This window comes from Proteiniclasticum sp. (assembly GCF_032054185.1).
GTDB lineage: Bacteria > Bacillota > Clostridia > Clostridiales > Clostridiaceae > Proteiniclasticum.
Genome location: NZ_DAMBTF010000036.1, coordinates 1 through 16133, shown reverse-complemented (window position 1 = coordinate 16133; position 16133 = coordinate 1). Strand labels below are relative to the sequence as shown.

14 protein-coding genes are annotated in these 16133 nt (G+C 40.0%); 5 read left to right on the top strand and 9 right to left on the bottom strand.

Going from position 1 to position 16133, the window contains the following annotated elements:
* Positions 1–100: 100 nt before the first annotated feature.
* Entirely contained in the window at positions 101–760 is a 660-nt protein-coding gene (locus RTX25_RS13670) for a FusB/FusC family EF-G-binding protein (protein WP_312654473.1), read from the bottom strand.
* 49 nt (positions 761–809) lie between these two features.
* Entirely contained in the window at positions 810–1568 is a 759-nt protein-coding gene (locus RTX25_RS13665) for an EFR1 family ferrodoxin (RefSeq protein WP_312654472.1), read from the bottom strand.
* A 1143-nt stretch (positions 1569–2711) separates the two neighbouring features.
* Between RTX25_RS13665 and RTX25_RS13660 the strand changes: the two genes are divergently transcribed.
* Together RTX25_RS13660 and RTX25_RS13655 are read left to right on the top strand one after the other, a co-directional pair.
* The gene (locus tag RTX25_RS13660; protein ID WP_312654471.1) at positions 2712–4097 is read left to right on the top strand and encodes a cation:dicarboxylate symporter family transporter; all 1386 of its coding nucleotides are present in this window, start codon (positions 2712–2714) and stop codon (positions 4095–4097) included.
* Positions 4098–4209: 112 nt separating this feature from the next.
* Positions 4210–5454 carry a DNA polymerase IV gene (locus tag RTX25_RS13655; RefSeq protein WP_312654470.1) on the top strand — a complete coding sequence of 415 codons (1245 nt, stop codon included), beginning with the start codon at positions 4210–4212 and terminating at the stop codon, positions 5452–5454.
* 46 nt (positions 5455–5500) lie between these two features.
* Here the strand turns inward: RTX25_RS13655 and RTX25_RS13650 are convergent, their stop codons facing one another.
* Complete coding sequence (locus tag RTX25_RS13650) at positions 5501–6127, bottom strand: fasciclin domain-containing protein (RefSeq protein ID WP_312654469.1); 627 nt, start codon at positions 6125–6127, stop codon at positions 5501–5503.
* 222 nt (positions 6128–6349) lie between these two features.
* On the opposite strand from RTX25_RS13650, the gene srtB reads away from it, so the two are divergent.
* The 3 genes from srtB (at position 6350) to RTX25_RS13635 (ending at position 9278) form a co-directional block, all read left to right on the top strand.
* A complete protein-coding gene (gene srtB, locus RTX25_RS13645; protein WP_312654468.1) occupies positions 6350–7066 on the top strand; it encodes a class B sortase in 717 nt (238 codons plus the stop codon).
* Between the two features lie 165 nt (positions 7067–7231).
* Positions 7232–8476 carry an MFS transporter gene (locus tag RTX25_RS13640; protein ID WP_312654467.1) on the top strand — a complete coding sequence of 415 codons (1245 nt, stop codon included), beginning with the start codon at positions 7232–7234 and terminating at the stop codon, positions 8474–8476.
* A 265-nt stretch (positions 8477–8741) separates the two neighbouring features.
* A complete protein-coding gene (locus tag RTX25_RS13635) occupies positions 8742–9278 on the top strand; it encodes a hypothetical protein (protein ID WP_312654466.1) in 537 nt (178 codons plus the stop codon).
* A 175-nt stretch (positions 9279–9453) separates the two neighbouring features.
* Here RTX25_RS13635 and pnpS read toward each other — a convergent pair whose 3' ends face one another.
* From pnpS to RTX25_RS13605, 6 genes are all read right to left on the bottom strand, one after another.
* Complete coding sequence (gene pnpS, locus RTX25_RS13630; RefSeq protein WP_312654465.1) at positions 9454–11103, bottom strand: two-component system histidine kinase PnpS; 1650 nt, start codon at positions 11101–11103, stop codon at positions 9454–9456.
* Positions 11104–11147: 44 nt separating this feature from the next.
* The gene (locus tag RTX25_RS13625) at positions 11148–11849 is read right to left on the bottom strand and encodes a response regulator transcription factor (RefSeq protein WP_312654464.1); all 702 of its coding nucleotides are present in this window, start codon (positions 11847–11849) and stop codon (positions 11148–11150) included.
* A gap of 189 nt (positions 11850–12038) precedes the next feature.
* Positions 12039–12527, bottom strand: a complete 489-nt coding sequence (gene nrdR / locus RTX25_RS13620; protein ID WP_312654463.1) for a transcriptional regulator NrdR — start codon at positions 12525–12527, stop codon at positions 12039–12041.
* Positions 12528–12541: 14 nt separating this feature from the next.
* The gene (gene ftsZ, locus RTX25_RS13615; protein WP_312654462.1) at positions 12542–13636 is read right to left on the bottom strand and encodes a cell division protein FtsZ; all 1095 of its coding nucleotides are present in this window, start codon (positions 13634–13636) and stop codon (positions 12542–12544) included.
* 12 nt (positions 13637–13648) lie between these two features.
* On the bottom strand, positions 13649–14950 hold the full coding sequence (locus tag RTX25_RS13610) for a cell division FtsA domain-containing protein (protein WP_312654461.1): 1302 nt from the start codon (positions 14948–14950) through the stop codon (positions 13649–13651).
* 129 nt (positions 14951–15079) lie between these two features.
* On the bottom strand, positions 15080–15949 hold the full coding sequence (locus tag RTX25_RS13605) for a YitT family protein (protein WP_312654460.1): 870 nt from the start codon (positions 15947–15949) through the stop codon (positions 15080–15082).
* Positions 15950–16133: the final 184 nt, after the last annotated feature.

Genomic DNA, 16133 nt, shown 5'->3' with positions numbered 1-16133 from the left:
TAATGCAAAAAGCGACCGATTTCCGTATGGAAATGGTCGCTTTGTCTACAGTCTGGACAGCTGAAAAGATTCAGCTGTCTCCTATTTTTTTCTCTTCTATTTAGATGATATTGTTGACCTTTCGAAATAAATCTTCCAGTTTATCTATTGAAGTAATCCTCTCATTGCACGCGTCACTGTCAAGGCAGAGATAGAATCCGATGGATTTATAGGCATCGGGACCCAGATGCTCTGTCTTGCACACCGGAGAAACAAATGCTACCTCTTCATCACTTCCGATATTGTGACATAATGAGCAGACATTGACGGAGCTGCTTTTCACCTGAGGCAGCCTGCATGCCATTCCGAAAGGCTTTCTGTCGATTTCATAAATCATCATCAGTTTTCTTGTTCCCCCATCAATCCATCCAAGATACACTCTCTTCACATCCTCAGAAAACGAATCAGGAATACGTATTTTCTTGTGTTTTTTGAACAACCTTGCGACAGTATCATTCGTTGGAATCGAAATGCCCAAAACGAATGGTTCCAGTTTCTTTAAGAACTGATCTGCTGATACTGTGTCGATAATTCTATCGATGGAGAGAAGCTCTTTCTGTTCATCGCTGAGCTGAGAAAAAACACCGTATATCTTATCCTGATTATGCGCTCTGGAGGCTATTACAACATTCTTGTCCAGAGAGCTCGTGATTGCACTGCTCACCTCGAATACCCGTTTCTTAATATAATTGAATCTGTATTTTTCAATAAATGGTTCCATCTTACTATCTACCTCTTTTCCTGTGTCTGTGTTCTAGTGAATTCCGACCCTATCGGAGTATCGGATGAACATATCTCCTTCGTCTCTTTGTTGCTGTTCCATACTGGATTGCGTTTACCGGGCACCGGTTAATGCACGCAACGCAATGAACACACTGTTCCACAATCCATTCCGGTTTCCCCTCAACCATCTTTATGGCTTTTACCGGACAGATTTCCTGGCATAGGCTGCACGATGTGCAGTTGTCATCAGAATGGAACTTCTTCGTTTTTCGTCCCCTTCTGTATAATGGATAGGCAATACCTGACAGCACACGAGCAGATACTTTAGACGGTTTGTCACCGTTTCCCCTCACCTGGATGGATTTCATGATATATTTCAGTTTGCTTTCAGCACTCTTCAGTGTCTTGGACTGCTCAGTCTGATCCGATAAATTATAGCCGAAAATAAAATTATCCATCATAGGGAGTGAATAGACTGCGGACAGTATCAGTCCTTTATCACTTAGTATTCTTTTCAGCATCCGATCCGCTCCGCCAATACTTCCGCCGCACGTCATGACTGAAAAAATAAACGGACTGCCGCTACATCGGACGCTCAGCCTTCTGATAAAATCTTCCACTATTGAAGGTATCCCATAATAATAGACTGGCATGACAAATCCGATAATCTCCTCATCTTTCAGTGTATAGAAAAATCTCTGCTCTGAAACAGCCTTGCTGATATCGATGATTTCATGATCAAGTTCTTCATTTACCTTCTTTGCGGCATATAATGAATTACCTGTTCCTGAAAAATAAAAAATCATAAAAGCACCCCTTTCTATATTCAATCATATCAGTTTAGTCCGTGAATTCAAGAAAATATCGCGAATGGAATCTCATTTAATATTTCTCTAGCTACCCGATATCTTTTGTCTGGTCTCACCTTTATCGATTCCCATCTAAAATGATCAGACGATAGCGTATCCAGGCGTACAACAGCAGTTATATAGGATAAAATACAGGAGGTTAAATTCAAAACTAACTTCCGCTTTAAACAGAAAGCTTAAATAACGCTGAAAGTGTAAGAGTTACTTCCGGTTTGGAAGTTGTATTTTACACTTTTTGTTTGATTTGCACCAGATTCTCTGGTATTCTTACATCATTGTTTGCATTGGATTTATTTTATTTCGCAGGAAATAGGCCCTCAGGAATTTGTTTGTAAGACTAACTTCCGGTTGGCAGGGTTCAGTATAAGCAATCCGACCCCCATTTTTTATTGCTTAAAGATGGATGGGTTTCTTGTAACCAAGTCGGGATGAATTCGCTGTAGACCGAGCAGTTCCAGTGTTATTGATGGCATCAGGAACTCTGCCAGGTCGTACGGCGTTTTCTCGTTTATGGACTCCCTTTTGATGCTGTTGATGTGGTTGATAATAGTTTGTCTGTAGTCCTGTTTATAAGACTAACTTCCACTTCATCATTATTCTTTCTCCTAATCGGAAGTTACTTTTACAATTAAGGATAAAATACAGGACACTCAATATTTGAGTTATAATGTTGACAAAATTCATTTTATCCCTTATATTTAATATTGTATTTATATTTGACCAAAATAGTCGGATTACGATGATGAGAAGAGTAAGTCTTTTGCAAGTCTATACAGAGAGAAAATCCATTGCTGAGAGGATTTTTAGATGGAAACAGACCGAAGTGCATCTCTGAGTACTGGATCGAAATAATAGTAGACTCCAGCGGGAATGCCCGTTATAGCATTGAGGTATGTCGGTACCAATTAGAGTTTTCCTGTATTAAGATACAGGTTAACAGAGTGGAAACGTGGAAGTTTACTTCTGCCTCTGTATTGGAGGCAGAAGTTTTTGTTTTTCTGGCCAAAAAACAGAAACATCCTTATCTGGTAAATCATGGCAATTTAATGGTCTTATAATACTAAATCAGGAGGTAATAAAATGAATATTTTCTATACTTTACTCGTACTTGCAGTCGCGGCAGCAATAATTTTTGGGCTTTCCTATATGCAGAAAAAGCATATGAGCTTTACCAAACGTGTTCTGACCGCTTTAGTATTAGGTATACTGTTCGGTGGAGCCCTTCAGCTCGTATTCGGATCCGGGTCAGATGTTATTACAACATCTAACACCTGGCTGAACATCATCGGTTCCGGTTATGTCAGGCTGCTCAATATGATTGTCATCCCGCTTGTGTTCGTTGCCATTACTACCAGCATAGTCAATCAGGATGCCTCTGCACTTCGAAAGAGCGCATTTTCAATCATCGCAGTTCTGATTCTCACAACAGCCATCTCCGCTGGACTTGGCGCAGCTGTATCTGGAGCTTTCGGACTGGATTCCAGTGAACTCCTTTCGGGTCAGGCGGAAACTGCAAGAGGTGAAGCACTCGAAGAGTCTCTTACAGAATTCCAGTCAAAGCCTATACCTGAACAGATTACTGAAATCATTCCAAGAAACATTTTCTATGCGATGAGTGGTCAGGGATCATCTTCTACACTTTCAGTAGTATTCTTCGCCGCATTTATCGGTATCGCAACCATCGGATTACGACGTAAGAAACCAGAAAGCGCAGAAGCCTTCAAGAGCTTCCTCAATATGCTTCATGATGTAGTTATGAGAATGGTGACCATGGTGCTGAGATTTACCCCATATGGTGTATTTGCTCTTCTTGCACGGTTTGTTTCGACATCGAATTTCACAGAAATATCAAGACTGTTTGAATTCGTACTTGCATCTTATGTTGCAATCATCATCATGTTCATCATTCACCTTGTCATTCTTACACTGAACAAATTGAGCCCGGTAAAATATCTGAAGAAAGCCAGTATTCCTCTATCCTTCGCTTTTTCATCAAGATCAAGTGCAGGTACGCTTCCACTTAATGTTGAAACTCAGACTGAAAAATTCGGAGTTTCTAGTGGTATTGCAAACTTATCTGCATCACTGGGTACAAGTATCGGACAGAACGGATGTGCTGGAATATATCCTGCCATGCTTGCAGTAATGATTGCAGTGGGTACTGGTGTACCAATGGATGTTACATTCTTCATCAAGCTGATCGTCATAACAGCAATCAGTTCTTTCGGTATCGCAGGAGTCGGCGGTGGAGCGACATTTGCAGCACTAACCGTACTCTCATCCATGGGTCTTCCAGTAGGTCTTGTTGGATTGCTTATTGCAATTGAACCGCTGATCGATATGGCAAGAACAGCACTGAATGTATCAGGTTCAATGCTTGCAGGACTTGTCACCGCAAAAAGACTTGGAGAAATCGATATGGATATCTACAATAAAGACTTCCAGGAGACTGAGGAAGCCGTTTAAGAAAAACTTTCAATTAGGTCCTTATGGTTCATCAGATGTGAACCATAGGGGCTTTTTTAGTGATTCAGCCCCTATTTCGTGATAAAATCAGGTTGTAATATTTATAGATGAGGTGAAGAAACAGATGACAAAAACAATATTTCTGGTTGATATGAATGCTTTCTTCATCACATGTGAAATGAAGAGAACACCTAGTCTCAAAGGCAATCCGGCAGCTGTTGCCGGTGATCCGGAACGAAGGTCAGGGATTATTCTTGCGGCAAACTATGAAGCCAGAGCACTGGGTATAAAGACTACGATGACCGTCCAGCAGGCTTTAAGGCTCTGTCCTGGACTTATTCTGGTACCACCCGATCATGCCTATTACAGCCATGTTTCAAGACAGGTGATGCTATATCTCTCCAGATATTCACCCGTTATCGAACAGAACAGTATTGATGAAGCCTGGATGGATATGACTGGCACCGAAAATCTTTTCGGTAGTGCACCTGAAGCAGCTAAAAAAATCATGCAGGGTTTGATAGAAGAACTGGATCTGTGGTGTTCCATAGGTATTTCCAGCAACAAGTTTCTGGCTAAAATGGCATCAGAAATGAAAAAACCTCTGGGCATAACTGAACTTCAGATTAAAGATGTACCGACGAAGCTCTGGCCTTTGCCTGTGGGCTACATGTATGGTGTCGGCATGAAAACGTCTGATGCGCTTAATAAACTTAATATCTTCACTATAGAAGACCTGGCAAAGTCGGACAGACAGAAACTGATGAGACATTTTGGAAAAGCTGCAGTTACCATGTATGATCATGCTCATGGAATAGATCATGATCCCGTAACAGACCGTTCTCCCACCGACATTAAATCTATAGGAAAATCGGTCACTTTAAGCAAGGATATAACAAGGCTTGCAGAAGCCAAATCAGTCCTGCTCAAATTATCAGACGATGTATCCACACGTGCTAGAATGAAACAAAAGAAAGGTCACACAGTACAGATCACTCTGAAATATAGTGATTTCAGGGTGATTACGAGGCAATGTCAGGTTTCCCAGACCAACCTTCCGAAACAGATCTTTCTTGCCGGTTCCGCCTTACTTGATGAGTGCTGGAATCCCAAGAAACCCATCCGTCTCATAGGTATCGCCTTAACCGACTTTGAGGACAGCGATACAGGAAAACAGCTTTCTCTTTTTGATATCGATAAATCAGATTTTAAAAATATGGAAACCGACACAGAAATCAGAGATGAAAGACTTCAGCAGGCTGTTGATCTGATTCGGAACAAGTTCGGAAAAAACATTGTCTCTCGAGCATCGCTCATGAAAGAGAATGCAGCAACTGAAGAGAATAAGGACAAATAAACAGACGTCACATGAGTGTGACGTCTGTTATTATTAGTGTGCTAAGTTAAGCTTCTTTCTTTCTGTATACCAGAAGTGCAGCACCGGCTGTCATTCCAGCTGTCAGAAGGTATGGGAATGATGCTGGGATACCAGTATCAGGTGCAGTAGTTTCTTCCAGATCAACTTCCTGAAGTGTAAAGTTTTCAGGTACTAGGACTGTGTCGATGACATGAATGACTCCATTAGTAGCCTCGATATCAACGGTTGTGATTGCTGAATCATTTACTTTTGGGTCTCCAGACAGGTCAAACTTCACTTTCTCACCATTTAATGTGTCTGCTTCCAGTCCATCAGATAGATCAGTTGACATTACTTTACCAGATACAACATGGTAGGTCAGTACCTTAGCCAGGTCAGGCTGTGCCAGAAGTTCCTCTGCTGTAATATCCAGTGCTTCCAGCAGTTTTTCAAATGCTGCATTTGTAGGAGCAAAAACTGTAAATGGTCCTTCACCCTGGAGTGCACCAACTAAGTCAGCTTTCTGAAGTGCACTAACGAGTATACTGAAATCAGAGTTTCCAACAGCTATATCCACGATATCATCGGTAGGTGCAGTAGCAAATACAGGGATGCTTAGTGATAACAGCATAACAGCCAGGAACCCGCTCATTTTTTTCAACATTTTTTTCATTTTTCGACATCTCCTTTTGTGATATTAAATTTGATATAATTTGTTCTTGAAGTTATAATAGCATCAAGCAATAAACGTGTCACAGAATGTTGTATTTTTGGAATTTATTATCACAATGTGTGTTTATCTGATTAATTGGAGGTGGTTATCACGAAACGAAATTTATTATTCACAATATTGATTTCTGTAACCATTCTGCAGTTATCATTATGGATATTCAAGGTGAATGAAAACAAGGCTATGGACAGTTCTCAGGACTATTATGAGGAGCTCTCTTCTCAAAATAAAACTGACACCATACCATCATTAAATGAGCCCAGTAGTACTGTTCCAATAGAAGAAACTCAGATAAAATCGGTCTTTCCAGATAATGATTTCATTTATACCGCTAATCCAGCCAGCACTTTCTATGCGATAAATCAGGATTACGTGGGCTGGATCAAGGTAGCCAATACAAAAATTGATTATCCTGTGGTACGCGGAAATGACAATGAAGAGTACCTGGACAAGAACTTCAAAAAAGAGAAGGATGTTCTAGGTTCGATCTTCATGGATTACAGAAATCTGGGAATGGGACTGGACAGACACACAGTAATCTATGGGCATTTTACAGAAAGAGGTCTTATGTTTGGTGATCTGGACAAGTTTGCAGACAGGAAATTTGCAGAAGAAAACAGTGTCTTTACATTCTCTACACCACAGGGTGAAAAGACTTACAAAGTCTTTTCTGTCCATATTTCTCCGTCAGAGGGACCCTACCTTGATACACAGTTTAACAACACAACATATGGAGAGTTCCAGAATATGCTTAAGGAGTCTTCAATCTTTGATCTGGAAACTGAACCCAGCGACAAGTTAAGCATTATCACTCTCGTAACCTGTAATTACGCTATGGAAGATGGAAGACTTTTCCTCCACGCCATAGAAATCACAAATTAATTTGTTCGAATTTGCGCAGTTCATATGAAGAACTGTGCATTTTTATTCCTTCGCTTAATCTTCTGTTTTTTGATATTATAGAGTGAGATAATACATAATGTGATTAAAAAGAATTTTTTTCGGTGACCGAAGGAAAAATAATTGAATTGATGGGATGATAAATTTATGCAGACAGCAGGAACTACTTTAAGAAATATGAATATCAGATATTCCTTCCTACACGGCGGATACTGGATGGTTTTTGGCGCCACATATAATTTTGTGACGGTGTATCTTCTTTCCAAAAACTTTGCAAGTGACGAGATAGGTATAATACTCGCGTCAACCAACATTTTCTCGGCATTGCTGCAGCCATTAGTTGCGGGATTTGCAGACAGATCTAAAAAGGACTCCCTTCGAGCAATCACTTCACTTATGCTTTTCGTCTGCCTTTCTATATCTGTGATCATGACTTTCGCACCTGAAATTATGGTCATAACAGCCCTTCTCTATTTTCTGCTTCTTACAGTTATGCTCACGATTCACCCTCTGATTAATGCACTTGGGATTAACTATATCAATAAAGGTCTTGCTCTGAATTTTGGCGCTGCACGTGGAATGGGTTCCTTGACCTACGCAATCATGTCACTGACTCTTGGTGTAGCCGTTGATCGTAAAGGCACCGATATTCTCCCATTTGTTTTTGCCGCACTATTTGGTCTTACATTTCTCTTCGCCATTATTTTCAGGTTAAAGAGCGATGAAATGCTTCCAGAAGAACGCCATGATCAAATGGATATCCAAACTCATAAGGGAAACTCTTCCGATGAACCTGATCATCTCTCATTATTCGGTTTCGTCGCCAAGTACAAAAAGTTCACCGCATACCTCATGGGTATCATTCTGATTTTTATATGTTTCAACATCATAAACATCTATATGATCAAGATTGTAGAAAATGTAGGTGGAAATGAAACATCCATGGGAACAGCGTTTGCCATTGCCGCTGTACTTGAACTCCCTGTGATGCTTACCTTCTCAAAACTGATTCGCCGATATGATATAGGAATGATGCTGAAATTTTCTGCAATGATATTTACATTGAAAACCTTTGTTACACTTGTCTCCACCAATATGTTTATGATCTACGTCGCACAAGGACTGCAGATGCTTTCATATGCCATATTCATTCCTGGGTCAATATATTATGTCAATCAGGTACTTGAACGCAAAGACATGATCAAAGGCCAGGCATTTACCACAGCTGCTACGACATTAGGTGGTGTCGGTGGAAGTCTGATTGGCGGATGGTTACTCACATTTACTTCTGTCGCAAACACTCTGCTGTTTGGCCTCACTTTATCTGCACTGGGTTTAGTTGTGATGTTCTTCAGTATCGAGACGCGTAAAATCAATGGACATTCTTATTAGGGGTTTTGGTTATCTGTTTCATTTGATGAATAACTGTTCTGCTCCTGCCTATACCGCTCTTGATTTAATCTATAGAAGTGCTATTATGAGAATTGAGATATTAATAATATTGTTTAGTAAACCAAAGGAATATAACAATGCAGGGCACATTGTTATACAAATTGCTAATAATTTGTTAAATAGTATTAATAATTTCTACACATTGAGAACAGCTGTACCCTGTACGCCGACTCAAATTATAATATAACCTAAAGGAGATCAAAATATGAAAAAGACATTAACTGTTCTAATCATTTCTGCCATGACTGTACTATTTGCGGTTGGTTGCACAACAGAAGATCCAGCTCCAGAAACACCAGCTGAAACACCAGTTGAAACACCTGCAGAGACTCCTGCTGAAACACCTGCAGAAGCTCCATCCGAAGTTGCTGTGACATCACTGCTTGAAAGCAGAGAACTTTCTGCTGATGAACAGAGTTCACTTGAAAAAGTGGTAAAATTCATGAGAACTGTAGATGATACTGTTCAAGTTGCACTTTTCGAAATGACTGAAGCTGATGGCGGATTCAACATGGAATTTGTTGTGAAGAACAACTTTGCAGATACTACCGTTGTTGAAGAAGGTACAATAATTGCTGTAACAAACCAGAAAGAAGAAGTAATCGAAATTCCAGTTCCTATGGACCTTGAAATCGAAGCTGGTTCAGCAGTTCTTTTCGAAACAAAAGTTGAAACAGAATTACTTAAAGCAAGAAACGACATCTACTTTATCGAATTCAAGGCTGAAGATACAGCTGAATAATTTGCATAACAAAAACCTGGAATTAGGTTCGAGTGATCTCGATACCTGATCCCAGGTTTTTTATTGTTAAATTTAACTTGAGCTATTCACCCATTTCGATTTGCCTTGTTACGTCAGCCTACTTTAGAAAAGATTGTCCTGATTATGATGGAAAAGAGGAAACTTTCGTTCCCCCCTAAAAATCTGAACTGGTCATAGGTAAAAGTATCGTAAAGGTTGAGCCCTTCCCTACTTCTGATTCAAGATCGATGGTTCCACCCATAGACAGTACAATATGTTTCACAATTGCCAGTCCAAGTCCAGTCCCTCCCATAGCCCTGTCACGCGCTTTATCCACTCGATAGAATCTCTCAAATACCCGATTGAGATGCTTCTCTGGTATTCCGATCCCCGTGTCCTGAATGATCAGCCTGAGCTCGTCTTTGTATCTGTCTAGCTGGATATTCACTTCTCCGTTTTCTCTTGTGTACTTAATTGCGTTATCAACCAGATTTAGCACCAGCTGTTTGTAATTATCGATATCTCCCTTTATGATGAACTGCTCAGTCTGTTTCAAATTGAGTCTTATGTTCTTTGATTCAGCTTTCGGTGCAAGGAGGTTGTAGATTTTTTCTGTTTCTCTACCTACATCAATCTCTTCATGCTTAACGGTTTTAGTCTGCTCAATGCTTGATAAAGTCAGAATATCATTAATCAGTCGAGTGAGTCTTTCACTTTCCTCATTTATGATATCAAGGAACTTATTCCTCGTTTCCTCATCTTTAACAAATTTGAGTGTTTCTGAAAAGCCCTTAATAGAAGTTAAAGGTGTTTTGAGTTCATGAGAGACATTGGCTACAAACTGACTTCTCATTTTTTCAAGTTTTTTTAGATCGGTGATATCCTCAAGTACGACTACCGTTCCCACTTTCGCCACTCTTTCGCCATAAATCTCAGCTGATTTGATGCGGATATCTCTTACCATCGGCTTTCGGATTCTCACTTCGATTACATCTTCTTCCGACTCAAGGGTGAATATAAGATCCCTCAGTTCCTTGATATCATAAATATTCTTGCCGATCACATCACCGAAGATACCAAAAAGCTCCTTGCAGAATGGATTGATCATGATAATCTGATCCTGAGTGTCATATGCGAATACACCTGAATTCATACTTTTCAGTATAGCCTCCAGCCGATTCTGCTTTTCCTGGTTTTCTATAAACGTATTCTCAAGCCGCTCAGCCATATTATTGAAGTTAGATCCAAGTTTTCCCAGTTCCGCATCCGGCCGTACGGTCACTCTTCTTGTATATTCTCCATTTGCAATACGTTCTGTAGCAAATGTCATCTCCGTTATGGGTTCAAGGAGATAGTTGGATATCCGCTGTGCCAGGAAATATGACAGCAGGATGACCATGATAAAGGCGGCCAGCATGTATCTTGTAAACTGGTGACCTAAATCAAGTGAGCCCGCCTCCATAGAGCTTCGAAGAAATCTCCCGTCTGGCAGAATCGTTGCATGATACACCATCTGAATACCCAGTGTCTCTGATACCCTGACATCAGAACCGCTTCCAAAAGAAAATGCTTCCTGTATCTCTTTTCTGAAAAGGTGGTTTTCATAGACTTCCTGTTCGGATGTATCAAAGAGCACATTTCCTCTTGCATCGATGAGGGTGATTCTAAATGTATCATCAGCGCTGCTTAGAAGAATCTCCGGGTCTATACCGCTGGTTTCCATATAATTCATGATCATCTCATTGTTCGATCTGAGCTTATCCCTAACAAGTTCCAGTTTCTGCAGGTTGGAAATGATCAGAAATGCTGAGGTCAAAAAAAACATCGCCCCTAGGATACTTGCTAAGAATGTGATGATAATCCGTCTGCTCATAATTCCAGATCGTTGAACCGGTATCCGATTCCCCTCACTGTTTCGATAAACGTCGGATTCTTATCGTCATCTTCAAGTTTCTGCCGCAGGTGCCGGATGTGCACATCAACAGTTCTGGTCTCTCCCACATATTCATATCCCCAGATTTTATCAAGAAGCAGATCTCTTTTCAGCACTCTTCCTCTATTCTTTATGAGTATATCAAGCAGTTCATATTCTTTTAGTGTAAGATCTACCTTGATATTATTCTTCGTGACAAGATGCTTGTCATAATCAATCACCACATCAGAAAAAGCAAATGTAGCAGCATCCTCTGTATCAGGACCTGTTCTTCTTAGAACCGCTTTTATCCTTGCCAGCAGTTCTCGTACAGAAAACGGTTTGGTGATATAGTCGTCAGCGCCCAGTTCTAGACCAAGAATTTTATCGATTTCCTCAGATTTCGCTGTAAGCATAATGATGGGAATAGACTTCGTTGATTCATCTTTTCTGAGATTTCTGCAGACGTCAAGACCATCCATCACCGGCAGCATAACATCGAGCAGTATGAGAAGCGGTTTTTCCTGCTTAGCCAGCTTGATTCCATCAGTCCCGTTATACGCTTCAATCGCATCATAACCGGCATTCTCTAGATTATAACGGATAAGCTCAACAATATGTTCTTCATCATCTATAATCAATATCTTATCTTTACTCATTTTATCCTCCATAATAACATTTATATAATACAATTTAACCACAAAGACAAATCCAATACAATTGAATAACACCCAATTTACCTAGAATTAACGCTTCATCAGATCTAGGCACATTAATCCTTATAACCTTCAAGGATACAAAAAGTGCTGCGAAGCTTTTACACCTGCAGCACTAACTCATTAAACCAATTATTGATGTTTTCCTTTTCTGGAATCCGTCACCTTATCGTTACCCATCAGATTTTTGATTTCTGTCAGGAAAGTATTGATGTCCTTAAATTGCCTATAGACCGAAGCAAATCTGACATAGGCTACCTCATCAACTTCTTTAAGTCGATCCATAACCATCTCACCTATTTCCTCCGATGAGATTTCTGAAATCATACTGTTGGAAATGTTTCTTTCGATATCCGATGCGATTTCTTCGATCTGAAATCTTGAAACAGGTCTTTTCTGGCATGCCCGAATAAGACCTACGATAATTTTATTCTTATCGAAGTTCTCTCTACTATCATCTTTTTTGACAACAAGGATCGGGATATCCTCCACTTTTTCAAATGTGGTATAACGCTTGCCGCAGGACAGACATTCACGTCTGCGTCTTATGGCAGAATTATCTTCGATTGCCCTTGAATCAATGACCTTACTTTCCGAGAAATTACAAAAGGGGCATTTCATGGGCTACACCTCAATTACTTATTATATCTGTTTCTCAGGAATGCCGGAATTTCCAGCTGATCGTCCGCTGATTCTTCTTCCTTCCTGACAACTTCAGCTTCCTGTTTTACTTCTTCTTTAACTTCCTGCTTCTTTTCTTCTTTACCGTAAACCTTAACTTCATCAAATCCAGTTGCAATAACCGTAATCTTGATTTCATCCTTCAGTTTAGGATCAATTACAGCACCAAATATGATATTGGCTTCTGAATCAGCTGCCTCTTTAACAACTTCAGCAGCTTCATTGATCTCAAGCAGGGAGAGATCTTCTCCACCCGTTACATTAAGAAGTATACCTGTTGCACCATCGATTTTCGTCTCGAGAAGTGGTGAAGATATAGCCTGTCTGACAGCATCCACTGCCTTGTTTTCGCCTTTTCCGTAACCGACGCCCATATGAGCAAGACCCTTGTTAAGCATGATGGTTCTGACATCATTAAAGTCAAGATTAACAAGACCATTCTCAGTAATCAGATCAGTGATCCCTTGAACACCCTGTCTCAGTACATCATCTGCCTTATTGAAGGCTTCCTTGAATGTTGTTCTTTTATCGACGATCATAAGAAGCCTCTCGTTTGGTATCGTAACCAGCGAATCGACTCTTTCCTTTAATTTCTGGATCCCGATATCGGCATTCTTCATTCTGGTCTTTCCTTCAAAGTTAAAAGGCTTTGTGACCACACCGACAGTCAGTATACCCATGGATCTTGCGATATCGGCAACTACAGGAGTAGCTCCAGTACCTGTTCCTCCGCCCATGCCTGCTGTGATGAAGACCATATCAGCGCCCTTTAGAGCAGCCATGATCTCTTCTTTGGACTCTTCTGCTGCTTTTTCTCCGATTTCAGGATTCGCGCCTGCACCCAGTCCTTTAGTCAGTTTTTCTCCGATCTGAATCTTGTGTGTTGCATTGGACTGCAGCAGCGCCTGTTTATCTGTATTGATAGAGATAAAATCAACATCTCCTAATCCTTCTGTAATCATTCTATTGACAGCATTGTTTCCTCCGCCACCACAACCTACTACCTTAATTTCTGCCGGGCCTTGAATTTCAAAATCAAAATCTAACACGATTTTTCCCCCTTATTTATTCATAAACTTATTTTTCAAATTAATGAACCATATGCGTATCTTCTCGATAATACCTGTTGCGCTCAGATAATCATCATCTTCATCGTCCTGATGTTCATTATCCTTGTCTGGTTTTGCTTCAAACTGGTTCTGATATTTTCTGAAAAAATCTTCATCACTTATAGTTCCTGCGTCTGGACTGTGTTCTTCATTATCAGCTTTTACGATCTCGTCGATCGTGCCTTTACAATGAATTGCACTCTGCAGATGATAGATCAGTCCACCTGATTGGATGTTGAAGACACTATCATCCCTTATTATATCAGATGTCACAAAATTTGTAGACTGATTAATCGCAGATTTATACATTTTATTGATATTTTTAAATCCGCACAGACCACCACCATAAATGATCACTTTTTTAATCTGCTCATCATGGGCATACTTTGTGCTGAATTTTTCTACGAATGACATAATTTCTTCGACTCTTGCTTTGATGATCTCTTCAATGAGCGAGTACTTTTCCTCATCCAGAGTAAGCTCATCTTTAGCGTAACCTTTCTTGATTTCCTCGGCTTCCAGCAGGGAGGTCTTCATCACGATGGCAATATCTCTTGTAATACTTTTCCCGCCGAGGTTAAAAATCTCTGAATCCATAATTCGATTATCTTTGAGCAGTGTTGCACGAGTGGTGTTTGCACCCGTATCAACCAGGATGGCTCCATTTTTCCAGTCTCTGCTGGTGAGCAGAAGACTAGCGGCAGCGACGCTTCCAAGACCTGTACCAGATACTTTCAGCTTGGCCCCTGCCATTGCATCATACAGGGATTCCACATATTCTTTCTTTGCTGTTACAAGCTGTCCCTGGATTTCAAGATTTCTGCCTTTTACTCCAACTGGATCACGATAAGCTGTCTCATCGACAAAATATCTCGTGATCACAATATCAACAATCTCTTCGTCAGGTGGTAAGGATATAAGCTGTGCTCCATCTAACGCCTTATCGATTTCATACTGAGTGACGGATCCTCCTAAAACGGCTGCATGTCCCTCGGTATCAATAAGTCGTACAAATTCAGGCTGTAAACATACAAATGCAGACTTAATGTTTCTTGAAATTTTGATTTCAAGTTTGCTAACCACTTTTTTTATTGCACTGCTTAGTGCTTTAATGTCAGTAATTCCATTTTTGTCCGTTCCTTGGGATTCGACAACGGATCCGTACATAAGGGTATTGTCCTGTACAGATAGAGCAGATGCTTTAATGTAATGCGTTCCGATATCAAGCCCAATTATAAAGTTGTCCGTTTGCACTGTAGAATACCTCCTAAAAAATATATAATTCAATTATACATTTTATTCTTACATAATTAAAACAAAATTCAAGTAATTAATAAATAATTTCACATAATTCATCCAATTCTGCCATTTTACACATTCCGACTAGCCTAATATACTGTCGGATGTGGAACTCGATACTTCAGTAACCATATTCACTGAAATAAAAGCTTTCGGATCGACTTTTCGAATGAAGATTTTAAGTTTGATGAAATCGCGCCTTGTTAGAATCGTAAGGATGATTTCCGTATCAAGACCGGTAAATCCACCTCTTCCTCTAAGAAGAGTTGCTCCTTTCTTCATGTCATTAATGATATATTTCATAATCACATCACGGTGTTCAGTTATGATCATCACCTCGCGTCTGTATGTGATACCATCGATAACCCTGTTTATGATTTCCCCCGTAAGATATACAGATAGAAGCTGATATAAACCGATCTCCACTCCAAAAATGAAAAGCGAAAAAACCGTAACGACAATGTCTGTTGCGACAATACAGTTAACCTGGTCAAGAAAGGTATACTTAGAAAGGATTTTCCCGATAAGGCTGGTTCCACCTATGGATGCATTTCTATTGAGAATAAACCCAACCCCTACACCCATAAGTGCACTTCCAAAAATTGATGAAAGCATGAGATCATCTGTAAGGGGTCCAAAATAAAGATATTTTTCCATAATGAAAACAACAAACGAGAGACCCAGGGATGAAAAAAGCGTTTTCGCCCCAAAACTCGTTCCCAATATTGCAAATGCTGTAATAAACAGAATTCCATTGATGAGAATCATCAGAAGACCTGTGTTGATATCAGTCAGATGATTGATAACAAGGGCGATGCCCTGAGCACCACCAGCGGCGAGTCGATTGGGTGTAAAAATATACACGATCGATGTCGCGGTAAGAACAATTCCGATAAAAATAAGAATGTAATCTGCAAGAACCGTTTTTCTGATAAGCTTTGTGCCTTTTTTCAATTTCTACCCCTATTCTCGAGACCTAAATATGTCTCATGAGTCTTTATTCATATCTAATATAACGCTTTTCTGTAAACATTTCCATACCGGAAGTGACAAACACCGGAATTTTATCTATATATCTTCTATTGCCTAATGTCAAATTTAAATGCAACAAAAATAAAAACAGCTGAAACATAGTAAT